This window comes from Streptomyces hydrogenans (assembly GCF_014656075.1).
GTDB classification, from domain to species: domain Bacteria; phylum Actinomycetota; class Actinomycetes; order Streptomycetales; family Streptomycetaceae; genus Streptomyces; species Streptomyces hydrogenans.
In genome coordinates this window covers 200,461-221,029 of the sequence record NZ_BNBS01000001.1, presented here as the reverse complement: position 1 = coordinate 221,029, position 20,569 = coordinate 200,461, and the positions used below count along the sequence as shown (strand labels likewise).

Below are 20,569 nucleotides of genomic sequence, written 5' to 3'. Positions count from 1 at the left end.
GGGCGCGCCCATCTCTGCCGCGAGTGTTGGACAACGTTGTCACGCCGGACTTCCGGCGCGCCGTCCGAGGGTGCGGCCGGGCGGGCTTGACGGTCGCGCGCCCCCGCTGTTGGATGAGTCGCAGGTTTTATTGGTCGTACGCCCAATAAAGTGGTCCCGTCGCCCCCCAGGAAGTCGTCGCCCATGCCCCTCACCGCCTTCCCCCGCCCCGCACGCCGCCTCCACGTGACCGTCGACGCCGCCGACCCGCGCGAGCGGGGGCGACTGAGGGGAGTCCGGCTCGCCGAAGGACTGCACGCCGCCCTCGACGTCTACGACCGGCTCTTCGCCCTCGCGGAGGTGTCCGAGGGGACCGTCCGGGACGACGCCCACCGGGCCCTGGACGCGATCGACGCCTTCCGGCCCGCCCTGCGCGAGCAGATCGAGGGGATCGCGGAGGGGGCCGGGGTCGCGCCCTGGCGGGTCGCCGCGCTCAACGCCCGTACCGAGATCCTCGCCCGGAGCCGTGCCGTCCCGCCCGGCGAATGCTCCACGGTCGTCCGGCGCGTGCCCGCCCCCGGCGGCGGCACCACCCACCTCGGCATCCAGACCTGGGACTGGCACGTCGAGCTCGGCTCCTCCTGGCACGCCGTCGACGCGGCCGGCGGTGCCCACCGGTACGTCGGCCTCACCGAGCACGGCATCCTCGCGAAGATCGGCGTCAACAGCGCCGGCATCGCCCTCCACTTCAACATCCTCGGCCACCGGGACGACCGCGCCGGCGGCCTCCCGGTGCACGTCCTCGCCGCCCTCGTCCTGGAGGAGGCGGGCGACGTCGGCCACGCCGTCGAACTGGTCCGCTCCGCGCCGCTCGCCTCCTCCGGCTCCTTCCTGCTCTTCGACGAGCGGCGGGCCGTCCTGCTCGACCTCAGCCCCGAGGGCGTCTTCGAGGTGCCGGCCCTCGCCGACGCCACCCATCTGCGCACCAACCACTTCCTGAGCCCGGAGCCCGCCCGCCACGAGAAGTCCTGGCTCTACCAGCCCGACTCCGGCGAGCGGTACGCCTTCCTCCGCGACCGGCTGGCCCGCGAGCCCGGCGCCACCCACGACGAGCTGCTCCGGCTCCTCGTGACCGGCCCCGGCGAACCGCCGGTCAGCTGCGTGCCCGACCCCGAGGCCCCGCTCGGCCGCCGCTGGGCGAGCCTGGCCACCGTCCTCCTGGACCCGGCCGCCCGTACCGCGCGGATCCTGGACGGCACCCCGGCCGAGCACGCCGACCGGCCCTGGTACGAGCTCCGCGCCTGACCGGACCTAGTGGGTGTAGGTTGCATCTATATCCGCCGGACGGGGACCACCGCGCGCGTGCGGTGGTCCGGCCGCACCCTGGAGAAGGCGTGTCCGCCCGCCCCGCGGCCGAGGCGCCCCAGCGACGCCGGAAAGGAATGCGCCATGAAGGCACTGCAGTACCGCACCGTGGGTGCCGCCCCCGAAGTCGTCACCGTTCCCGACCCGGAGCCCGGCCCCGGGCAGGTCCTCCTCAAGGTCACCGCCGCCGGCGTCTGTCACTCCGACATCGCCGTCATGAGCTGGCCCGCCGAACAACTGCCCTTCCCGCTGCCCCTCACCCTCGGCCACGAGGGCGTCGGCACCGTCGCGGCCCTCGGGGACGGGGTCACCGGCCTCGCCGAGGGCGACGCCGTCGCCGTCTACGGCCCCTGGGGCTGCGGGAACTGCTTCACGTGCGCCCAGGGCAAGGAGAACTACTGCCTGCGCGCCGCCGACCTCGGCATCCGCCCGCCCGGGCTCGGCGCCCCGGGAGCCATCGCCGAGTACATGCTCGTCGACAGCGCCCGCCACCTGGTCCCGCTGGGCGGCCTCGACCCGGTCAGGACGGTGCCGCTGACCGACGCCGGCCTCACCCCGTACCACGCGATCAAGCGCTCGCTGCCGAAGCTCGTGCCCGGCTCCACCGCCGTCGTCATCGGCACCGGCGGCCTCGGCCACGTCGCCATCCAGCTGCTGCGCGCCATGACCGCCGCCCGGGTCGTCGCCCTCGACGTCACCGAGGAGAAGCTCGCCCTCGCCCGGACCGTCGGCGCCCACGAGACCGCCCTGTCCGACGCCTCCGCCGCCGCCACCGTCCGCGACCTCACCGGCGGACGCGGCGCCGAGGTCGTCCTCGACTTCGTCGGAGCCCCGCCCACCACCGCCTCCGCCGGAGCCATGGCCGCGGTCGAGGGCGACGTCACCATCGTCGGCCTCGGCGGCGGCACCCTCCCCGTCGGCTTCGGCGCCCTCCCGTACGAGGTGAGCGTCGCCTCCCCCTACTGGGGCACCCGCGCCGAACTCATCGAGGTGCTCGACCTGGCCCGCGCCGGCGCCGTCGACGTGCACGTCGAGACCTACGGCCTGGACGAGGCCCCCGAGGCGTACGAGCGGCTGCACGCGGGCCGGATCGCCGGCCGCGCGGTGATCCTCCCGAACGGCTGAGCCCCGGGGGGCGGCGCCGCCGCGCCACGTAGGCTCGACACGTGCCACCCACCCGTCTGTACCGCGTCGCCGTCCTCGTCCTCGAAGGGGCCAAACCCCTCGACGTCGGCATCCCCGCCCAGGTCTTCACGACCCGCGCGAGCATGCCCTACGAGGTGCGCGTCTGCGGTGCCACCCCCGGCCTCGTCGCCGGGGGTGACGGCCTGTCGTACGACGTCGCCCACGGCCTCGACGCCCTCGCCTGGGCCGACATCGTCTTCGTCCCCGGCTACCGCTTCCCCGACCGGGAGGACCCGCCGCCGGCCGTCGTCGAGGCCCTGATCGCCGCCCACGCGCGCGGGGCGCGGCTCGCCGCCATCTCCACCGGCGCCTTCGCGCTCGCCGCCACCGGCCTCCTCGACGGCCGGCGGGCCACCACGCACTGGCACTACGCGCGCGCCCTCGCCGAGAAACGGCCCCTGGTGCAGGTCGACGAGAACGTCCTCTTCGTCGACGAGGGCAGCGTCCTCACCTCCGCCGGCGCCGCCTCCGGCATCGACCTCTGCCTCCACATCCTCCGCGGCGACCTCGGCGTCGGTGCCGCCAACCACGCCGCCCGGCGCCTGGTCGCCGCGCCCTACCGCAGCGGCGGCCAGGCGCAGTACGTGCCCCGCAGCGTCCCCGAACCCCACGGCGAACGCTTCGCCGCCACCCGCGAATGGGTCCTGCACCACCTTGACGAGCCCCTCACCCTCGACGTCCTCGCCCGCCACGCCGCGGTCTCGCCCCGCACCTTCTCCCGCCGCTTCGTCGAGGAGACCGGCTACACCCCCATGCAGTGGCTCCTGCGCGCCCGCGTCGACCGGGCCCGCGAGCTGCTCGAACGCTCCGAGCTCGGCGTCGAGCAGATCGCCGCGGAGACCGGTCTGGGCACCGGCGCCAACCTGCGGATGCACTTCCAGCGGATCCTCGGCACCACCCCGAGCGACTACCGGCGCACCTTCACCCGAGGTGACTGAGAGCCGCCGACGGCGACGGGCCAGGATCTTGGCACGATCCTTGCGGACCATGGCGATCTCGCCCCTGCCGTCGGCGGCGCGGGCGAGCGAGGCTGGGTGACGAGAAAACGGAAGGGACACCACTCATGACTCGCATCGCCATCAACGGTTTCGGTCGCATCGGCCGCAACGTGCTCCGCGCCCTCCTGGAGCGCGACACCACGCTGGAGGTCGTCGCCGTCAACGACCTCACCGAGCCGAAGGCGCTGGCCCGTCTTCTCGCCTTCGACTCCACCTCCGGCCGCCTCGGCCGCCCGGTCTCCGTCGACGGCGACACGCTCGTCGTGGACGGCCACCGCATCAAGGTCCTCGCCGAGCGCGAGCCGGCCAAGCTCCCCTGGGCCGAGCTGGGCGTCGAGATCGTCCTGGAGGCCACCGGCCGCTTCACCAGCGCCAAGGACGCCCGCCTCCACCTCGACGCCGGTGCCAAGCGCGTCCTGGTCAGCGCCCCCTCCGACGGTGCCGACGTCACCCTCGCCTACGGCGTGAACAGCGACACGTACGACGCCGAGCTGCACACGATCGTCTCGAACGCCTCCTGCACCACCAACGCGCTCGCGCCGCTCGCCGCCGTCCTCGACGAGCTGGCCGGCATCGAGCACGGCTTCATGACGACCGTGCACGCCTACACCCAGGAGCAGAACCTCCAGGACGGCCCGCACCGCGACGCCCGCCGCGCCCGCAACGCCGCCGTCAACATCGTCCCGACCAGCACCGGCGCCGCCAAGGCCATCGGCCTGGTCCTGCCGCAGCTGGACGGCAAGCTCGCCGGCGACTCGATCCGCGTGCCCGTGCCGGTCGGCTCGATCGTCGAGCTCAACACGACCGTCGCCCGCGAGGTCACCCGCGAGCAGATCCTCGACGCCTACCGCACGGCCGCCGAGGGCAAGCTGGCCGGCGTCCTGGAGTACTCGGAGGACGAGCTGGTCTCCTCCGACATCACCGGCAACCCGCACTCCTCGATCTTCGACGCCGCCCTGACCCGCGTCGACGGCCGCCACGTCAAGGTCGTCGCCTGGTACGACAACGAGTGGGGCTTCTCCAACCGCGTCATCGACACGCTGGAGATGCTCGCCGCGAGCTGACCTTCCGTCACCGCCCCCCACGCAACGCCCCCTCGGCTCCGGCCGAGGGGGCGTTGTCAGTGCCGCGTGGCAGCATGTCGATCATGAGCCGAATCATTTCCTACACCACCGGCGACCGCGCCGAGGCCGTCGCCTACCTCGGAGCGGCGGACCGCCTCACCGACGAGCAGCGGCGGGTGCTCGCCATGATGCGCGAGCGGGCCGAGGCCAGCCAGCGGGACCTGGACCGGCAGGACCTCGACTGGGGGCTGTCGATCCCCGAGGCGCTCCAGCACCTGATCGAGGGCCGCGCCGACGCCGAGGGCACGTACGTGGGCAAGGCGTACGCCCGGGCGCTCCAGCACGTCATCGACTACTGCGGGTCCGACCCCTCGGACCTGGGCGTCTACTCCAAGCCCAGCACCTTCTTCGGCCTCCTCGGCGAGCAGTTGAAGCAGCACGGCGTGCCCGCCGACCTGCTGCCGCACGACTACCTCTTCTCCGGCCCGCCGCACGAGATCCCCTTCCCGATCCCGTACGCGCTCGACGGCCCGGACATCGGGATGCTGCCGCTCGCCAAGGCGAAGGAGGCCGTCGACGCCTACCGGGCGGTCCGCGACAGGATCGACCCCGACTTCGTCTACGACCTCGACCTCCTCATCGAGAAGCTGGAGTTCGAGCACGAGGAGTGGGAGTCGACCAAGGCGCGCGGCTACGACTGGTACACGCACGACACGATCTTCTTCTCCATCAACGGCTGAGCCGGCCGCCGACGGGGACCGGGTCCGGCAGGCCGAGGGCGGTGGCCAGGCGGGACCGGTGCCAGTGGGGCGGACCGAAGAGTCGCGCGGAGCCGTGCGCCCGCTTGAAGTAGCGGTGGGCGTCGTGCTCCCAGGTGATGCCGATCCCGCCGTGCAGCTGGATCATCTCGCCCGCCACCTCGGAGAACGCCTCCGAGCAGACGGACTTGGCGGAGGCCGCCAGCCGGGTCAGCTCCGGTCCCCGGGCGCCGTCCGCGGCGGCGAAGGCGGCACCCAGCGCGGCGGAGCGGGCCGACTCGACCCGCACGTAGGCGTCCGCGAGCCGGTGCTTCACCGCCTGGAAGGAGCCGATCGGGCGCCCGAACTGCACCCGCTCCCCGGCGTACGCCACCGTCAGTTCGAGGCAGCGCGCGGCGGCGCCGACCTGCTCCGCGGCCAGCGCCGTACAGGCCAGGTCGAGGACGTGCCGCAGCACCCGGCCGCCGTCACCGTCCGCCCCGAGCAGGCGGCCCGGCGCCCCGGCGAGCACCACCCGCGCCTGCGCCCGGGTGGCGTCCATGGGCACGGTCTCCTCGCGGCCGACCCCGGGCGCGTCGCCGGCCACCGCGAACAGCGACACTCCGGCGTCCGTGCGCGCGGCGACCAGCAGCGTGGCGGCGCGCGTCCCGTCCAGGACGTGCTCCTTCACCCCGGTGAGCAGCCAGCCGCCGTCCGGCCCGGCGACGGCCCCCGCCCGTATCGCCTCCGGGTCCCAGGTGCCGGTCTCGGCCCAGGCGAGGGCCGCCGTCGCCTCGCCCGACACCAGGCCGGGCAGCAGCGCGGCGCACTCCTCGGCGGCGCCGGCGGCCAGCAGCGTCTGCACGGCCAGGACGGCGGAGCCGAGGTACGGGACGGGGCTCAGCTCGCGTCCCAGCTCCTCCATCACGACGTGCACCTCCACGGCGCCGCAGCCGGCGCCGCCGTACTCCTCGGGGACGGCGAGCCCCGCCACCCCGATCTGCTCGGTGAGCGGCCGCCAGGCCGCCTCGCCGGCGTGCCGTCCGAGCGACTGCCGCACGGCGGCGCGCAGTTCCTCCTGTTCGTCGGTGAACCTCATGCCTCTGCTCCCTTCTGCGCGACGGGCGCGGTGTGGGTCCGGGCGGGTTCCTCCCCGGCGAGGTCGCGGCCCCCGGTCCCGGCCGTCCGCCGGACGGCCAGGGCGGTCACCGGGCCGCAGACGACGGCGGGGGCGGCGATGGTGCCGGTGACGGGGGCGTGGCCGGGGAAGGACAGCGGGCCGAGGGCGAGGGCCGCCGTCGTGCCGTAGAGCGGGAAGTCGGCGGACTCGACGGCGGTGCTGAGCAGGCTCGAAAGCGCCGCCCGGCGCAGCGGCGCCGGGTCGGGGGGCGGCGCCGGGGCGAGCGGGGACGGTGCGGCGGACATGGGGCTCCCGGGTGCGGTGGGGAGGGGGTCAGGGGGCGAGGACGCGGGCGCGGCAGACGGCGGGGGTGCCCCAGGCGTCGCGCAGGGGGCGGGCCTTGCGGATCCACAGGGAGAGGTCCAGCTCCTCGGTGTAGCCGACGGCGCCGTGCAGCTGGAGGGCGGTGCGGGCGGCGGCGTGGGCGGCCTCGCCCGCGGTGACCTTGGCGGCGGCGATCTCGCGCGGCGCCGTGCCGTGCTCGGCCAGGGCCAGGGCGGCGGCGTACAGCAGGGGCCGGGCGAACTCCAGGGCGATCAGGGTGTCGGCCAGACGGTGCTTCACGGCCTGGAAGGAGCCGACGGGGACGCCGAACTGGGTGCGCTGCCCGACGTAGGCGACCGTCCGGTCGAGCAGGGCCCGGCCGAGCCCGAGGGACTGGGCGGCGGTCGCGAGGGCCGCGACCTCGGCGGCGTAGGCGGTCGCGGCGGCCACCGCGGGGCCGCGGGCGAAGACGATGCCGCCGAGCGGGCGGGCCAGCCGGCGCGCCGGGTCGGCCGAGGGCTGGACGGGGCCGGCGGAGTCGGCGAGGCGCAGGGTGTCGTCCTCGACGACCAGGACGGCGTCGGCCACGTCCGCGTCCAGCGCGTAGGGGCCGGTGAGCGCGGGGACGCCGAGAGAGACGGTCGCCTTGCCGGCGGCGACGCGCGGGAGCCAGGCGGAGGCGGCGCCGTCGTCGCCGAGCCGGTGCAGCAGGGCCGCCGCGGCGACCGTCTCGACCAGCGGCCCGGGGACGGCGTGCCGCCCCAGTTCGGTGAAGGCGACGGCCAGTTCGACCGGGAGCGGGCCCAGTCCCTCGTACGCCTCCGGCACGGCCAGCGCGAAGACACCGGCCTCCGCGAGCCGGGACCAGAGCGCGAGCCCGGGGGCGTGGTCGCCGGCCGCCCAGGCCCGTGCGGCGCGGGGGGTGTCGGACGCCGAGAGCAGGGCGTCCAGGGTGCGGGCGAACTCCCGCTGTTCGTCGTCGAGCAGGAACCGCATCACCGGCGTCCCTTCGGCAGGCCGAGCAGCCGCTCGGCGATGATGTCGCGCTGGATCTCGTTGGTCCCGGCGTAGATCGGTCCGGCCAGGGAGAACGTGTGGCCCTCGGCCCAGCCGCCGTGCGCGGGCGCCTCGGCGGCCTCGTCGGAGAGTTCGCCGTACGGTCCGAGGAGGTCGAGGGCGGTCTCGTGCAGGGCGATGTCCAGCTCGGACCAGAAGACCTTGTTGAGGCTGGACTCGGCGCCGAGGGAGTCGCCGGCGGCGAGCCGGGAGGCGTTGGCGTAGGTGAAGAGCCGGTAGGCGCGGGCGCCGATGACGGCGTCGGCGACGCGGTCGCGGACGGCGGTGTCGGACGGGTCGGCCCGCTCCCGCCACAGCGCGGCGAGCCGTTCGGCGGCGGCCGAGAAGCGGCCGGGGCTGCGCAGGGTCAGTCCGCGTTCGTTGCCGGCCGTGCTCATGGCGACCCGCCAGCCGTCGCCGGGCGCGCCGATCACGTCCTCGTCGGGGACGAACACCTCGTCGAGGAAGAGCTCCGCGAAGGCGGGCTTGCCGTCGAGCCGTCCGACGGGCCGCACGGTCACGCCCTCCGCGTCGAGCGGGAACATGAGGTAGGTCAGGCCCCGGTGCGGCCGGTCCGCGCCCGGGTCGCTGCGGAAGAGGCCGAAGGCGCGGTCGGCGAAGGCGGCCCGGGAGGACCAGGTCTTCTGGCCGCTGAGCAGCCAGCCGCCGTCGGTGCGCGCGGCGGTGGAGCGCAGGCTCGCGAGGTCGGAGCCGGACTCGGGCTCGGACCACGCCTGGGCCCAGATGACCTCGCCGGAGGCCATCGGGGGCAGGATCCGGGCGCGCTGTTCCTCGGTGCCGTGCTCGAAGAGGGTGGGGGCGAGGAGGTTGATGCCGTTCTGGCTGACCCGGCCGGGCGCGCCGGCGGCGTAGTACTCCTCCTCGAAGATCAGCCAGCGCAGCACGGAGGAGCCCCGGCCGCCGTACTCCTCGGGCCAGGAGACCACCGACCAGCGGTCGGCGGCGAGTTCGGCCTCCCAGGCGCGGTGGGCGGCGAACCCCTTGGCGGTCTCCAGGGAGGGTAGGGGGGTGGGGGGCACCCGGTCGGCGAGCCAGGCGCGGGCCTCGGCCCGGAAGGCGTCGTCCGCCGGTGAGAAGTCGAGGTCCATCAGGCTCCCGCCGCCTTCATCGCGTGGATGTCCATGCCGCCGAGCGCGTCCCGCGCGGTCTCGGCGTTGTGCGCGTGCGCGAGGTGGTGCAGTCCGAAGACCGAGTCCATCCCGGTGTGCAGGCCCTGGAGGTCCTCGGCCTGGTTGACGGCGCGCTTGGTGAGGGCGAGGCCCATCCGGGGCATCTCGGCGATCCGGTGGGCCAGTTCGAGCGTCCGGGCCTCGAGCTCGGCGCGGGGGACGACGCGGTTGACCATGCCGACCTCGTGGGCGCGGCGGGCGCTCATCCGGTCGCCGGTGTAGAGGAACTCCTTGGCGATCCGGGGCGGCATCACCCAGGGGTGGGCGAAGTACTCGACGCCGGGGATACCCATGCGGACCACCGGGTCGGCGAAGAAGGCGTCCTCGGAGGCGACGATGAGGTCGCAGATCCAGGCGAGCATCAGGCCGCCGGCGACGCAGGCGCCCTGCACCGACGCGACGACCGGCTTGGGCAGTTCGCGCCAGCGGCGGCACATGCCCAGGTAGACCTCGGACTCGCGGGCGAAGCGGCTCTCCGCGCCCTCCTTGTCCGAGTGGTCCCACCAGAGGCCGGCCCGCCGTTCGAAGGGCAGGTGCGCGTCGCGCTCGGGGGTGCCGATGTCGTGGCCGGCGGAGAAGTGGTCGCCGGCCCCGGCGAGGACGACGACCTTGACCTCGCCGTCCTCGGCCGCGCGGTAGAAGGCGCGGTCGAGGGCGTAGGTCATCGCGGAGTTCTGGGCGTTGCGGTACGCGGGCCGGTCCATGGTGACGACGGCGACGGGGCCGCGCCGTTCGTAGCGGACGGGCTCGGACGTGGTGCGGGCAGCGGACATCCGCCCTCCTTCCCTAACAAGTGTTTGGTAGGTTAACGTACCGCCATGAGCAACGTCGAGGAGTTCCGCAGGGAGGTCCGCGGCTGGCTGCGGGCCCACCTCACCGGCGAGTTCGCTTCCCTGCGAGGCCGCGGCGGCCCCGGACGCGAACACGAGGCACACACCGAACGCCTCGCCTGGGAACGGCACATGGCCGCCCACGGATGGACCTGCGTCGGCTGGCCGAAGGAGTACGGCGGCCGCGGCGCGAGCCTGGAGGAACAGGTCGCCTTCCACGAGGAGTACGCCCTCGCCGACGCCCCCGCACGCGTGGGCCACATCGGCGAACAGCTCCTCGGACCCACCCTCATCGCCTTCGGCACCCCCGCGCAGCGGGCCCGCTTCCTGCCCCGGATCGTCGCCGTCGACGAACTGTGGTCCCAGGGCTACTCCGAGCCCGACGCCGGCTCCGACCTCGCGAACGTCCGCACCCGCGCCGAGCGCGACGGCGACGCCTGGGTGGTCACCGGACAGAAGGTGTGGACCTCAGGCGCCCACGAGGCCGACTGGTGCTTCGTCGTCGCGCGCACCGAGCCCGGCTCCGTCCGCCACCACGGCCTCTCCTACCTCCTCGTCCCGCTGGACGCCCCCGGCGTGGAGATCCGGCCCATCGTCCAGCTCACCGGCACCTCCGAGTTCAACGAGGTGTTCTTCGACGGGGTCAGGACCGACGCCGGCCACCTCGTCGGGGCCCCCGGCGACGGCTGGAAGGTCGCCATGGCCACCCTCGGCTTCGAACGCGGTGTCTCCACCCTCGGCCAGCAGGTCGGCTTCCGGCGCGAACTCGAGGCCGTGATCGAGCTGGCCCGTCGCAACGGCGCCGCCGCCGACCCCCTCGTCCGCGACCGCATCGCCCGAGCCTGGACCGGCCTGGAGACCATCCGCTTCAACGCCCTGCGGATGCTCAGCGGCGTCGCCGCGGGAGCCCCGGGACCCGAAGCCTCCATCAACAAGATCTTCTGGGCCACCTGGCACCGCGAACTCGGCGAACTCGCCATGGACGTCTGCGGCGCCGACGGCATGCTCGCCGCCGGGGAGCCCTACGACCTCACCGACTGGCAGCGCCTCTTCCTCTTCTCCCGCGCCGACACCCTCTACGCCGGGTCCAACGAGATCCAGCGCAACATCATCGCCGAGCGCGTCCTCGGCCTGCCCAAGGAGGCCCGCCCGTGACCGGCACCCCACCCCCCTACGTCCCCGGCCACGGCCTGCTCGCCGGACGGACCGCCGTCGTCACCGCCGCCGCGGGCGCCGGCATCGGCGGCGCCACCGCCCGCCGGCTCCTGGAGGAGGGCGCCCGGGTCGTCCTCTCCGACGCCCACGCCCGCCGCCTCAAGGAGTCCGAGGCCGCGCTGGCCGCCGAGTTCGGCGCCGACCGGGTCGCCTCCCTGCCCTGCGACGTCACCGACGAGACCCAGGTCGCGGCCCTCCTCGACCTCGCCGAGGAGCGGCACGGACGGCTCGACATCGTCGTCAACAACGCCGGACTCGGCGGCACCGCCGACCTCGTCGACATGACCGACGAACAATGGGACAAGGTCCTCGACGTCACCCTCAACGGCACCTTCCGCTGCACCCGCGCCGCCCTGCGCCGCATGAAGGCCGCCGGCGCCGGAGGCGTCCTCGTCAACAACGCCTCCGTGGTCGGCTGGCGCGCCCAGAAGGGCCAGGCCCACTACGCCGCCGCCAAGGCCGGCGTCATGGCCCTCACCCGCTGCGCCGCGCTGGAGGCCGCCGCGTACGGCGTGCGCGTCAACGCCGTCTCGCCGTCCCTCGCCATGCACCCCCACCTGGTGAAGGTCACCACCCCCGAACTCCTGGAGGAACTCACCTCCCGCGAGGCCTTCGGCCGGTACGCGGAGCCGTGGGAGGTGGCGAACGTGATCGTCTTCCTCGCCAGCGGGTACGCGTCCTACCTCACCGGCGAGGTCCTCTCGGTCAGCAGCCAGCACCCGTGAGACCGGCGCCCGGGAGGCGCCGCCAGATCCTGGACACGGCGGCCCGGGTCTTCGCCGCCCAGGGGTACGACGCCACCACCGTCCGCCAGATCGCGGACGCCGCCGGTCTGCTGGCCGGCAGCCTCTACTACCACTTCGACTCCAAGGAGTCGATGCTCGACGAGATCCTCTCGACCTTCCTCACCGAGCTCTGGGAGCGGTACGACACCGTGCTCGCCGCGGGGCTCCGCCCCCGGGAGAGCCTGGCGGCCCTCGTCACCGCGTCGTTCCGGGAGATCGACCGGCACCGCGCCGCCGTCGCCATCTACCAGAAGGAGTCCCGGCACCTGACGGACCAGCCGCGCTTCGGCTACCTCGCCGACGCCCAGCGCGGGTTCGAACGGGCCTGGCTCAGGACCCTGGAGTCCGGCGTGGCCTCCGGGGACTTCCGCACCGACCTCGACGTCCGGCTCACCTACCGCTTCGTGCGCGACACCGTCTGGGTCGCCGCGTCCTGGTACCGGCCGGGCGGACAGCACAGCCCGGAGGAGATCGCCCGCCAGTACCTGTCCATGGTGCTGGAGGGGGTCGCCCTCCGCGACAGCCACCGGACACACGACCCACACGACTAAGGAGTGACCATGGCCGAGGCCTACATCGTCGAGGCGGTCCGCACCCCGGTCGGGCGGCGCAACGGCGGACTCTCCGCCGTGCACCCCGCTGACCTCGGCGCGCACGCCCTCAAGGCCCTGATGGAACGTTCGGGCGTCGACCCGGCCGCCGTGGAGGACGTCGTCCTCGGCTGCCTCGACACCGTCGGCCCCCAGGCCGGCGACATCGCCCGCACCTGCTGGCTCGCCGCCGGACTCCCCGAGGAGGTGCCGGGCGTGACCGTGGACCGGCAGTGCGGTTCCTCCCAGCAGGCCCTGCACTTCGCCGCCCAGGGCGTCATGTCCGGCACCCAGGACTTCGTCGTCGCCGGCGGCGTGCAGAACATGTCGATGGTGCCCATCGCCTTCGCCAGCCGCCAGGCCGCCGCCCCGCTCGGCCTCACCGAGGGCCCGTACGCCGGCTCCGCGGGCTGGCGGGCGCGCTACGGCGACCAGCCGGTCAACCAGTTCCACGGCGCCGAGCTCATCGCGGAGAAGTGGGGCATCACCCGCCGGGACATGGAGGAGTTCGCGCTCCGCTCGCACCAGCGGGCGATCCGCGCCATCGACGAGGGCCGCTTCGCGCGCGAGATCGTCCCCTACGGCGACGTGACCACCGACGAGGGCCCGCGCCGGGACACCTCCCTGGAGAAGATGGCCGGCCTCAACCCGGTGGTGGAGGGCGGCCGGATCACCGCCGCCGTCTCCTCCCAGGTCTCCGACGGCGCCTCCGCGATGCTCCTGGCGAGCGAGCGCGCCGTGCGCGAGCACGGGCTCACCCCGCGCGCCCGGATCCACCACCTCTCGGTGCGCGGCGAGGACCCGATCCGGATGCTCTCCGCGCCCATCCCGGCGACCGCGTACGCGCTGAAGAAGGCCGGCATGACCCTCGACGACATCGACCTCGTCGAAATCAACGAGGCCTTCGCCCCGGTCGTCCTCGCCTGGCTGAAGGAGACCGGCGCCGACCCGGAGAAGGTCAACGTCAACGGCGGCGCCATCGCCCTCGGCCACCCCCTCGGCGCCACCGGCACCAAGCTCGCCGTCACCCTCCTCCACGAACTGGAGCGCACCGGAGGCCGCTACGGCCTCCAGACGATGTGCGAGGGCGGCGGGCAGGCGAACGTGACGATCATCGAGCGGCTGTGACGCCGTCCGGCCGGAGGCCGGCGCAGGCCTCCGAAGCCCGTGCGGCCCCCTGGGGCCGAGCGGTGCGAGGGGGCCGTGGGGGAGGGGGCGATGTGCGAGGGCGGCGGGCAGGCGGACGTGACGATCATCGAGCGGCTGTAGGGCCCGCCGGGTCCGTTCCGAAGAGCCGCTGCCAGACGGTGTGATCGGTGCGGGGGCCGCCGGGGGTCTCCGCGCCGTAGGCCGCGATCTCGGCCTCGATGTCGAGGGGGAGGGTGGGGGAGGTCATGGCGGAGAGTTCCGCGACCACGGCGTGGTCGGGGACCAGCCAGCAGACCTCGAACTCGATGCCGTCGGGGTCGCGGGCGTAGAGCGCCTTGGTGGAGGCGTGGTTGCTCGCCCCGGTGAGCGCCCCCGCCTCCGTCAGGCGCGTCCGCAGGGACCGCAGCTCGGCGAGGGTGTCCACCTCCCAGGCCAGGTGATAGAGGCCGACCCGGCCGCGGCCGGCCCCGGGCCCGGGCTGGGGGGACTGGAAGAGGCCGAGGTCGTGGTCGTTGGCGGAGCCCGCCGCCTGGAGGAAGGCCGCGCCCGGGAACGCCTGCGGCAACGGCCTGAAGCCGAGGACGTCGCGGTAGAAGGCGAGGCTGCGCTCCAGGTCGGAGACGAAGAGGACGGCGTGGTTCAGCCGCTGGATGGGCATGCGGGTGGTCCGTTCGCTGGTTCGTGTCAGGGGGGGGCAGGAGCACGATACGTCCGCCGGGGTGGCCCCACCCCGGCGGACGTCGTGCGTGCGGTTTCCGTTCAGTCGGCGCGGGGCAGCGCGCGGAGCGCGGCCGCCGCCTCGGCCATCACGCGGTCGACGAGCTCCGCGCAGGACGGCAGGTCGTCGATCAGTCCCGCGACCTGGCCGGAGGCCATGACCCCGAGGTCGGTCCTGCCGTCCACCATCGACGCCTTGAGCATCATCGGCGTGTTGGCGGCGAGCAGGATCTGGCTCCAGGTCAGCTCCTTGCCGTGCTTCATCGCGAGGCCGTCCCGGACCATCTGGGGCCAGCTCATGCCGGACTCCCGCCGGAAGGCGGCCGCGTGCCGGACGGCCCGCAGCAGCGACGCGGTCCGCCCGGAGCGCTCCAGCGCGTCGACCAGCTCGGTGCGGAGCATCCGGTGGGGCAGCCCGTCCACCTTCGTGGTGACGGTGACGTCGGCGACCGCCGCGGCCAGATAGCGGGCCTTGACCGCGTCGGGCACGGTCGAGTCGGAGGTGAGCAGGAAGCGGGTGCCCATGGCGATCCCGGCCGCGCCGTACGCCAGCGCGGCGACCAGCCCCCGGCCGTCGTGGAAGCCGCCGGCGGCGATCACCGGGATGTCGACGGCGTCCACCACCTGGGGGAGCAGGACGGTGGTCGCGACGCTCCCGGTGTGACCGCCGCCCTCCCCGCCCTGCACCACGACCGCGTCGGCGCCCCACGCGGCGACCTTCTCCGCGTGCCGGCGGGCGCCGATCGAGGGGATGACGACGACCCCGGCGTCCTTGAGCCGGGCGATCAGCTCCCGCGACGGCGCGAGCGCGAAGGAGGCGACCCTCACCCCCTCGTCGATGATGATCCGGACCCGCTCGCCCGCGTCACCGGCGTCCGCCCGCAGGTTCACGCCGAACGGCGCGTCCGTACGGGACTTGACCTCGCGCACGGCGGACCGGAGCTGCTCGACGCCCATGGTGGCCGAGGCCAGGACGCCGAGCGCGCCCGCGTTCGCGGCGGCCGACACCAGCCTCGGGCCGGCGACCCACCCCATGCCCGTCTGCACGATCGGGTGCCGCACCCCGGTCAGGGCGGTGAGGGGGGTGGCGAGGGTGGCGTCGCTCATGCCCGGACCTCGCGGTCCCGCAGCCCCCGGGGGTCGATCTCCTCGCGGATCAGCCGGAGTTCCTCCGCCGTGGGGTCCCGGGTGTACGGCACCTCCTCGGGCACGGCGAGCGGGAAGCCGGTCGCCTCCCGCACCTGTTCGACGGTCACCCCGGGGTGCAGTGAGCGCAGCCGCATCACGCGGTCCGGGGTCTCGAAGTCGAAGACGCCCAGGTCCGTGATGACGCCCGGCAGGCGGTGGTAGCGGGTGGCGGAGGGCCCGGCGGCCGCCGCGCGGTCGTGGCCGACCCCGCAGACCATGTCGACGCGCTCGACGAAGACCCGCGGCGAGTGCCGGGGGACCCAGTAACTCGTCGGGTTGTTGAGGGTGTTGACGGGTGCGCCGCGGACGCCGAGGAGCTGGCGGGTGGGTCGCCGCCAGTCGCCGATGCAGCTGATGTTCTGGTTGCCGTGCCGGTCGAGCTGGCTGGCGCCCATCATCACGTGCCGCCGGCCGGTGGCGACCAGGGCCAGGTGCTGCCGGTACGGCAGCCAGCCCTCCACCACGCCGGGCGGCGCGCCGACGGCCGGCACGTCGCCCATGAGCAGCGCCTCGCCGTCGGTGAGCAGCAGGTCGGGGGCGAAGGTGAGCCGGGCCAGCCGGGCGCCGATCATCGGCACCGTGCCCATCGGGCTGGCCAGCACCTCGCCCGCGTCGCGCCACGCCTCGGCGCAGGCCAGCACGCAGTACTCGGCCCGGGTGACCGCCGGGGCGGTGGTGGGCGTGTCGGTGCCGCTCATGCTTCCTCCTCGTGGAACGCCGCCACCGCGGCCTGGTACGCGTCCTCGTCGCCGGACAGGAACCGCGCGGTGAACTCCCGCCACGCCCCGGGGTCCCGGGCGGCCGCGACGTAGTGGCGCTGGAAGGCCTCGTCCCGGTCGTGGTCGGGGGCGCAGGAGGTGAAGTGCGCGCCGTTCGGGGTCTCGACGACCCCGTCGACGAAGGCCCGCTTGAGCAGCAGCGTCTGCGGACCCGCGTCCTTGAGCAGGTCGGAGGTCTCCACGATCCGCTCGCAGGAGACGTACGCCGTGTCGGCGGCCTCGCAGAACAGGTCGTCGAAGTACGGGTCGGGGCCCAGGTACTGGCCGTTGCCGTGCGCGTCGGCGCGGTTGAGGTGGACCAGGGCCGCGTCCAGGCGCAGCGCGGGGACGGCGACGAGCTCCTCACGGTCCGCGTACGGCGAGGTGATGGTCCGCAGCGAGGGGTTGACGGTCATGACGTCGGAGGCGATCCCGGCCCGGATCGGCATGAAGGGCAGCCGGTGCACGGCGGCCGTCAGGCCCCACATCATCATCGCCTCGTCCAGCTCCACCAGTTCGAACGCGCCGCGCTGGCGGGCCGCGACGAAGTGCGGCTCCAGCGGGACGGAGTCGAGCGTGGCGAAGGCCGTGACCAGCTTGCGGATCTTCCCCGCGGCGGCGAGCAGCCCGACGTCCGGCCCTCCGTACGAGACCACGGTCAGGTCCGTGAGGTCCGACCGCAGCAGCGCGCGGACCAGCGCCATCGGCTTGCGCCGGGAGCCCCAGCCGCCGATGCCGAGGGTCATCCCGCTGCGGAGCCGGCCCACGACCTCCTCGGCGGTCATCGTCTTGTCCTTGCTCACGACTGCTCCTCCCTGTCCGTGCCGAAGGTGTCGCGGACCTCGTCGGCGACACCGCTGAGGTTGGCCTCGAAGGTGAAGCCCTGCTCGAAGCGGTAGCTGCGCCGGACGTCCACCGGGTCGATGCCGTTGATGGCCGCCTTGGCGAGGCGGACGAGCCGCCCGTCCTTGGCGGCGATCTCCCGGGCCAGCTCCAGGGCCGCCGCGCGCAGCCCGGCGCGCGGGACGACCCGCCACACCGAGCCGTGCCGGTGCAGCTCCTCGGCGGTGACCGTGCGGGAGGTGTAGTAGAGGGTCCGCATGAGGTGCTGGGGGACCAGCCGGGCGAGGTGGGTGGCGGCGCCGAGGGCGCCCCGGTCCAGCTCGGGCAGGCCGAAGGTCGCGTCATCGGAGGCGACGATCGCGTCGGCGTTGCCGACCAGGCCGATGCCGCCGCCGAGGCAGAAGCCGTGTACGGCCGCGACCACCGGCACCTCGCACTCGTAGACGGCGGCGAACGCCTCGGCGCAGCCGTGGTTGGCGCCGAGGATTGCCTCGGGGCCGGTCGCGCGCTGGAGCTCCTTGATGTCGACGCCGGCGTTGAAGCCGCGGCCTTCGGCGGTGAGCACCACGCAGCGCGTCTTCGGGTCGGCGCCCGCGGTCCGGACGGCGGCGGCGAGGTCGTACCAGCCCCGGACGGGGAGGGCGTTGACCGGAGGGAAGTCGACGGTGACGACGGCGACGCCGTCGTCCGGTGCGGAGGTGGAGACACCCATGAGCAGATCAGCTACCTTTCCACCAAACGTTTGTTAGGTGGAAGATAGCAGCGGTTCGCCCGCTGCGGGAGGTGTCCCTTGGCAGTGACCATCGATCTGTCCGGCTCCGTCGCCGTCGTCACCGGCGGCACCCGGGGCGTCGGCGCCGGCATCACCCGGGCGCTGCTCGAAGCCGGGGCGGAGGTCGTGACCTGCGCCCGGCGGGCCCCCGAAGCACCCGTCACGGCGGCGGGCCGCACCGCCCGCTTCCTCCCCGTCGACCTGCGCGACCCGGCCGCCGTGGAGGCCTTCTTCGAGCGGGTGCGCGACGACCACGGGCGCCTCGACACCCTCGTCAACAACGCGGGCGGCACCCCCTACCGCACCCTCGCCGACGGCGACGCCGACCAGCACGCCCGGGTCGTCGCCCTGAACCTCGTCGCCCCCCTGACCGCCTCCCTCGCCGCCCACCGGGTGATGAGCCGGCAGGACGGCGGCGGCTCGATCGTCATGGTCGGCAGCGTCAGCGGCACCCGCCCCTCACCGGGCTCCGCCGCGTACGGCGCCGCCAAGGCCGGCCTGGAGAACCTGGCCCGCTCCATGGCCGTGGAATGGGCCCCGCTGGTCCGGGTCAACACCCTCGTCCTCGGCATGGTCCGCACCGAACTGTCCCACCTGCACTACGGGGACGAGGACGGCATCGCCGCCGTCGGCCGCACCGTGCCGCTCGGCCGGCTCGCCGCCCCCGCCGACATCGGCGACGCCTGCGTCTTCCTCGCCTCCGACCGCGCCGCCTACGTCAGCGGCGCGTCCCTCCACGTCCACGGCGGAGGGGAGCGCCCCGCGTTCCTCGACGCCGCCACCGTCAACCAGCCCTGAAAGGCAGGACCCCCACATGACCGGACTCTGCGCGGAACGCGTCGTCGTCGTCACCGGAGCGGGCCGCGGACTCGGCCGCGCCCACGCGCTCGCCTTCGCCGCGGAAGGGGCCAGGGTCGTCGTCAACGACCTCGGCGTCGGCCTCGACGGCACCGGCGGGGGCGCGAGCCCCGCCCAGGACGTCGTCGACGAGATCACCGCGGCGGGCGGAGAGGCGATCGCCCACGGCGGCGACATCGCCACCACCGAGGGGGCCGCCTCCCTGGTCGCCGCCGCCGTCGACGGCTTCGGCCGCCTCGACACCCTCGTCAACAACGCGGGCTTCCTCCGCGACCGGATGCTCGTCAACCTCGACGAGGACGACTGGGACGCCGTCATGCGCGTCCACCTCAAGGGCCACTTCCTGCCGCTGCGGCACGCGGCCGCGTACTGGCGCGCCGAGTCCAAGGCCGGGCGCGGCCGCCGCGCCCGGGTGATCAACACCAGCTCGGGCGCGGGGCTGCTCGGCAGCGTCGGCCAGGGCAACTACGCGGCGGCGAAGGCCGGGATCGTCGGCCTCACGCTCGTCGCGGCGGCCGAGATGGGACGCTACGGGGTCCAGGTCAACGCGATCGCGCCCGCCGCGCGGACCCGGATGACCGAGCGGACCTTCGCCGACACCATGGCCGCGCCCGACGGCCCCGGCTTCGACGCGATGGCGCCGGAGAACGTCTCGCCGCTCGTCGTCTGGCTCGGGTCCGACGCGGCGGCGGGGGTGACCGGTCGGGTCTTCGAGACGGAGGGGGGCCGGATCACCGTCATGGAGGGCTGGCGGCCCGGGCCCACGGCCGACAAGTCCGCCCGCTGGACCCCCGCGGAGGCGGGTGACGCGGCCCTGGACCTCCTCGCCGCCGCGGAACCCCCCCACCCGGTCTACGGCGCCCACTGACGGGCCCCCGCCCCGCCGCCGTGACGGCCCCCTTCCCGTGCGGCCCGCGCCGGGGGACGCGGGTGCGGCGCGCAGGGGCGGCAGGCGTCGGGCGGGTTTCCCGGTGAGTGGGAAGGGGGGCTCCTCGGGGGCGGGGGTGGCGGCCTAGTTTCGGCCGGACACAGCCCCAACCGCCCCCAGGAGGGACCCGTCATGCTCACGGACCGCCAGCGGCACGAGGCGGCCGAGCTGCTCCGCTCCGCCGAACGCGACGTCACGCCGATCGCCCCGCCGAGCGATGCGTACCCCGGGATCGACGCCGAGGACGCGTACGAGATCCAGCTCGTCAACATCCGGCACCGGCTCGCCGCCGGGGCCGAGGTGCGCGGTCACAAGGTCGGGCTCTCCTCGCCCGTCATGCAGCGCATGATGGGCGTCGACGAGCCCGACTACGGACACCTGCTGGACGACATGGAGCTGACGTCCGGCGTCCCCGTCCCCGCCGCCCGCTACTGCCACCCCCGCGTCGAGGTCGAGGTCGGTTTCGTCCTCGGCGAGGACCTGCCGGGGGAGGGCTGCACCCCGGAAGACGTGCTCGCCGCCACCGAACGGGTCGTGCCCGCCCTGGAACTCATCGACAGCCGCGTCCGCGACTGGCGGATCACCATCGCCGACACCATCGCCGACAACGCCTCCTCCGCCGGCTTCGTGCTCGGCGAGGGCCGCTCCCCGCGCGGCCTCGACCTCAGGGCGATCGAGGCCCGGCTGACCACCGACGGGGGCGAACTCCTCGCCGAGGGACGCTCCGACGCCGTCCTCGGGGACCCGGCCCGCTCCGTCGCCTGGCTCGCCCGCACCGTGGCCCGCTTCGGCGTCCCGCTGAAGAAGGGGCACGTGGTGCTGCCCGGCTCGTGCACCCGCGCCGTCGACGTCGTGGCCGGCGCGACCTACACCGCCGACTTCACCGGGCTGGGCCCGGTCTCCCTCTCCTTCACCTGA

The 20,569-nt window shown here is 74.5% G+C and carries 22 protein-coding genes; 12 read left to right on the top strand and 10 right to left on the bottom strand.

The window, feature by feature from the left end:
* Positions 1 to 183 precede the first annotated feature (183 nt).
* The 5 genes from IE321_RS00990 to IE321_RS00970 all read left to right on the top strand — a co-directional run bounded on the left by IE321_RS00990 (position 184) and on the right by IE321_RS00970 (position 5,331).
* A complete protein-coding gene (locus IE321_RS00990; protein WP_190221341.1) occupies positions 184 to 1,284 on the top strand; it encodes a C45 family autoproteolytic acyltransferase/hydrolase in 1,101 nt (366 codons plus the stop codon).
* Positions 1,285 to 1,428: 144 nt separating this feature from the next.
* Positions 1,429 to 2,469, top strand: coding sequence for an NAD(P)-dependent alcohol dehydrogenase (locus IE321_RS00985; protein WP_190221340.1), 1,041 nt, complete (start codon positions 1,429 to 1,431; stop codon positions 2,467 to 2,469).
* Positions 2,470 to 2,510: 41 nt separating this feature from the next.
* Entirely contained in the window at positions 2,511 to 3,467 is a 957-nt protein-coding gene (locus tag IE321_RS00980; RefSeq protein ID WP_043222450.1) for a GlxA family transcriptional regulator, read from the top strand.
* A 125-nt stretch (positions 3,468 to 3,592) separates the two neighbouring features.
* Positions 3,593 to 4,591: a type I glyceraldehyde-3-phosphate dehydrogenase gene (gap, locus tag IE321_RS00975; RefSeq protein WP_043222447.1), complete on the top strand. Its 999-nt coding sequence runs from the start codon at positions 3,593 to 3,595 to the stop codon at positions 4,589 to 4,591.
* An 83-nt stretch (positions 4,592 to 4,674) separates the two neighbouring features.
* Positions 4,675 to 5,331 carry a DUF7691 family protein gene (locus IE321_RS00970; RefSeq protein ID WP_043222529.1) on the top strand — a complete coding sequence of 219 codons (657 nt, stop codon included), beginning with the start codon at positions 4,675 to 4,677 and terminating at the stop codon, positions 5,329 to 5,331.
* Here IE321_RS00970 and IE321_RS00965 read toward each other — a convergent pair.
* Genes IE321_RS00965 through IE321_RS00945 form a run of 5 tightly spaced genes read right to left on the bottom strand, consistent with a single transcriptional unit; the run spans position 5,321 to position 9,791 of the window.
* Positions 5,321 to 6,427: an acyl-CoA dehydrogenase family protein gene (locus IE321_RS00965; protein WP_043222445.1), complete on the bottom strand. Its 1,107-nt coding sequence runs from the start codon at positions 6,425 to 6,427 to the stop codon at positions 5,321 to 5,323. The genes IE321_RS00970 and IE321_RS00965 overlap by 11 nt on opposite strands.
* Complete coding sequence (locus IE321_RS00960; RefSeq protein ID WP_190221339.1) at positions 6,424 to 6,753, bottom strand: hypothetical protein; 330 nt, start codon at positions 6,751 to 6,753, stop codon at positions 6,424 to 6,426. Before IE321_RS00960 ends, IE321_RS00965 begins: the two co-directional genes overlap by 4 nt.
* Before the next feature lie 28 nt (positions 6,754 to 6,781).
* The gene (locus IE321_RS00955; RefSeq protein ID WP_190221338.1) at positions 6,782 to 7,768 is read right to left on the bottom strand and encodes an acyl-CoA dehydrogenase family protein; all 987 of its coding nucleotides are present in this window, start codon (positions 7,766 to 7,768) and stop codon (positions 6,782 to 6,784) included.
* Positions 7,768 to 8,937, bottom strand: a complete 1,170-nt coding sequence (locus tag IE321_RS00950; RefSeq protein WP_190221337.1) for an acyl-CoA dehydrogenase family protein — start codon at positions 8,935 to 8,937, stop codon at positions 7,768 to 7,770. Before IE321_RS00950 ends, IE321_RS00955 begins: the two co-directional genes overlap by 1 nt.
* The gene (locus IE321_RS00945) at positions 8,937 to 9,791 is read right to left on the bottom strand and encodes an enoyl-CoA hydratase (RefSeq protein WP_043222436.1); all 855 of its coding nucleotides are present in this window, start codon (positions 9,789 to 9,791) and stop codon (positions 8,937 to 8,939) included. The genes IE321_RS00950 and IE321_RS00945 overlap by 1 nt, the downstream gene beginning before the upstream one ends.
* Before the next feature lie 45 nt (positions 9,792 to 9,836).
* On the opposite strand from IE321_RS00945, the gene IE321_RS00940 reads away from it, so the two are divergent.
* The 4 genes from IE321_RS00940 to IE321_RS00925 are packed head-to-tail and all read left to right on the top strand — an operon-like array spanning position 9,837 to position 13,566.
* Positions 9,837 to 11,003: an acyl-CoA dehydrogenase family protein gene (locus IE321_RS00940; protein ID WP_043222435.1), complete on the top strand. Its 1,167-nt coding sequence runs from the start codon at positions 9,837 to 9,839 to the stop codon at positions 11,001 to 11,003.
* Complete coding sequence (locus IE321_RS00935; RefSeq protein ID WP_043222431.1) at positions 11,000 to 11,788, top strand: SDR family oxidoreductase; 789 nt, start codon at positions 11,000 to 11,002, stop codon at positions 11,786 to 11,788. Before IE321_RS00940 ends, IE321_RS00935 begins: the two co-directional genes overlap by 4 nt.
* Positions 11,785 to 12,399 (top strand): TetR/AcrR family transcriptional regulator, encoded by a 615-nt coding sequence (locus IE321_RS00930; protein WP_190221336.1) that lies wholly within the window; start codon positions 11,785 to 11,787, stop codon positions 12,397 to 12,399. Before IE321_RS00935 ends, IE321_RS00930 begins: the two co-directional genes overlap by 4 nt.
* Before the next feature lie 9 nt (positions 12,400 to 12,408).
* Positions 12,409 to 13,566 (top strand): acetyl-CoA C-acetyltransferase, encoded by a 1,158-nt coding sequence (locus IE321_RS00925; protein ID WP_043222425.1) that lies wholly within the window; start codon positions 12,409 to 12,411, stop codon positions 13,564 to 13,566.
* Positions 13,567 to 13,690: 124 nt separating this feature from the next.
* On the opposite strand, the gene IE321_RS00920 is transcribed toward IE321_RS00925, so the two are convergent.
* From IE321_RS00920 to IE321_RS00900, 5 genes are all read right to left on the bottom strand, one after another.
* On the bottom strand, positions 13,691 to 14,245 hold the full coding sequence (locus IE321_RS00920; protein WP_043222422.1) for a VOC family protein: 555 nt from the start codon (positions 14,243 to 14,245) through the stop codon (positions 13,691 to 13,693).
* 101 nt (positions 14,246 to 14,346) lie between these two features.
* Positions 14,347 to 15,411, bottom strand: coding sequence for an NAD(P)H-dependent flavin oxidoreductase (locus IE321_RS00915; protein WP_190221335.1), 1,065 nt, complete (start codon positions 15,409 to 15,411; stop codon positions 14,347 to 14,349).
* Positions 15,408 to 16,190: a CoA-transferase subunit beta gene (locus IE321_RS00910; RefSeq protein ID WP_043222419.1), complete on the bottom strand. Its 783-nt coding sequence runs from the start codon at positions 16,188 to 16,190 to the stop codon at positions 15,408 to 15,410. Before IE321_RS00910 ends, IE321_RS00915 begins: the two co-directional genes overlap by 4 nt.
* Positions 16,187 to 17,035 (bottom strand): CoA transferase subunit A, encoded by an 849-nt coding sequence (locus tag IE321_RS00905; RefSeq protein ID WP_190221423.1) that lies wholly within the window; start codon positions 17,033 to 17,035, stop codon positions 16,187 to 16,189. Before IE321_RS00905 ends, IE321_RS00910 begins: the two co-directional genes overlap by 4 nt.
* A gap of 14 nt (positions 17,036 to 17,049) precedes the next feature.
* On the bottom strand, positions 17,050 to 17,805 hold the full coding sequence (locus IE321_RS00900) for an enoyl-CoA hydratase family protein (RefSeq protein ID WP_190221334.1): 756 nt from the start codon (positions 17,803 to 17,805) through the stop codon (positions 17,050 to 17,052).
* A 78-nt stretch (positions 17,806 to 17,883) separates the two neighbouring features.
* On the opposite strand from IE321_RS00900, the gene IE321_RS00895 reads away from it, so the two are divergent.
* The 3 genes from IE321_RS00895 to IE321_RS00885 all read left to right on the top strand — a co-directional run bounded on the left by IE321_RS00895 (position 17,884) and on the right by IE321_RS00885 (position 20,569).
* On the top strand, positions 17,884 to 18,663 hold the full coding sequence (locus IE321_RS00895) for an SDR family oxidoreductase (protein WP_043222416.1): 780 nt from the start codon (positions 17,884 to 17,886) through the stop codon (positions 18,661 to 18,663).
* 16 nt (positions 18,664 to 18,679) lie between these two features.
* Positions 18,680 to 19,591: an SDR family oxidoreductase gene (locus tag IE321_RS00890; protein ID WP_190221333.1), complete on the top strand. Its 912-nt coding sequence runs from the start codon at positions 18,680 to 18,682 to the stop codon at positions 19,589 to 19,591.
* A gap of 192 nt (positions 19,592 to 19,783) precedes the next feature.
* Positions 19,784 to 20,569 carry a 2-keto-4-pentenoate hydratase gene (locus IE321_RS00885; protein ID WP_190221332.1) on the top strand — a complete coding sequence of 262 codons (786 nt, stop codon included), beginning with the start codon at positions 19,784 to 19,786 and terminating at the stop codon, positions 20,567 to 20,569.

What these genes read in the sequence shown, in the direction of transcription:
- IE321_RS00940 (WP_043222435.1), top strand. Translation starts at nt 9,837, where the DNA reads ATGAGCAACGTCGAGGAGTTCCGCAGGGAGGTCCGCGGCTGGCTGCGG.
- IE321_RS00890 (WP_190221333.1), top strand. Translation starts at nt 18,680, where the DNA reads ATGACCGGACTCTGCGCGGAACGCGTCGTCGTCGTCACCGGAGCGGGC.
- IE321_RS00920 (WP_043222422.1), bottom strand. Translation starts at nt 14,245, where the DNA reads ATGCCCATCCAGCGGCTGAACCACGCCGTCCTCTTCGTCTCCGACCTG.
- IE321_RS00905 (WP_190221423.1), bottom strand. Translation starts at nt 17,035, where the DNA reads ATGACCGCCGAGGAGGTCGTGGGCCGGCTCCGCAGCGGGATGACCCTC.
- IE321_RS00960 (WP_190221339.1), bottom strand. Translation starts at nt 6,753, where the DNA reads ATGTCCGCCGCACCGTCCCCGCTCGCCCCGGCGCCGCCCCCCGACCCG.
- IE321_RS00910 (WP_043222419.1), bottom strand. Translation starts at nt 16,190, where the DNA reads ATGAGCGGCACCGACACGCCCACCACCGCCCCGGCGGTCACCCGGGCC.
- IE321_RS00945 (WP_043222436.1), bottom strand. Translation starts at nt 9,791, where the DNA reads ATGTCCGCTGCCCGCACCACGTCCGAGCCCGTCCGCTACGAACGGCGC.
- IE321_RS00955 (WP_190221338.1), bottom strand. Translation starts at nt 7,768, where the DNA reads ATGCGGTTCCTGCTCGACGACGAACAGCGGGAGTTCGCCCGCACCCTG.
- IE321_RS00925 (WP_043222425.1), top strand. Translation starts at nt 12,409, where the DNA reads ATGGCCGAGGCCTACATCGTCGAGGCGGTCCGCACCCCGGTCGGGCGG.
- IE321_RS00970 (WP_043222529.1), top strand. Translation starts at nt 4,675, where the DNA reads ATGAGCCGAATCATTTCCTACACCACCGGCGACCGCGCCGAGGCCGTC.
- IE321_RS00985 (WP_190221340.1), top strand. Translation starts at nt 1,429, where the DNA reads ATGAAGGCACTGCAGTACCGCACCGTGGGTGCCGCCCCCGAAGTCGTC.
- IE321_RS00915 (WP_190221335.1), bottom strand. Translation starts at nt 15,411, where the DNA reads ATGAGCGACGCCACCCTCGCCACCCCCCTCACCGCCCTGACCGGGGTG.
- gap (WP_043222447.1), top strand. Translation starts at nt 3,593, where the DNA reads ATGACTCGCATCGCCATCAACGGTTTCGGTCGCATCGGCCGCAACGTG.
- IE321_RS00885 (WP_190221332.1), top strand. Translation starts at nt 19,784, where the DNA reads ATGCTCACGGACCGCCAGCGGCACGAGGCGGCCGAGCTGCTCCGCTCC.
- IE321_RS00950 (WP_190221337.1), bottom strand. Translation starts at nt 8,937, where the DNA reads ATGGACCTCGACTTCTCACCGGCGGACGACGCCTTCCGGGCCGAGGCC.
- IE321_RS00900 (WP_190221334.1), bottom strand. Translation starts at nt 17,805, where the DNA reads ATGGGTGTCTCCACCTCCGCACCGGACGACGGCGTCGCCGTCGTCACC.
- IE321_RS00990 (WP_190221341.1), top strand. Translation starts at nt 184, where the DNA reads ATGCCCCTCACCGCCTTCCCCCGCCCCGCACGCCGCCTCCACGTGACC.
- IE321_RS00965 (WP_043222445.1), bottom strand. Translation starts at nt 6,427, where the DNA reads ATGAGGTTCACCGACGAACAGGAGGAACTGCGCGCCGCCGTGCGGCAG.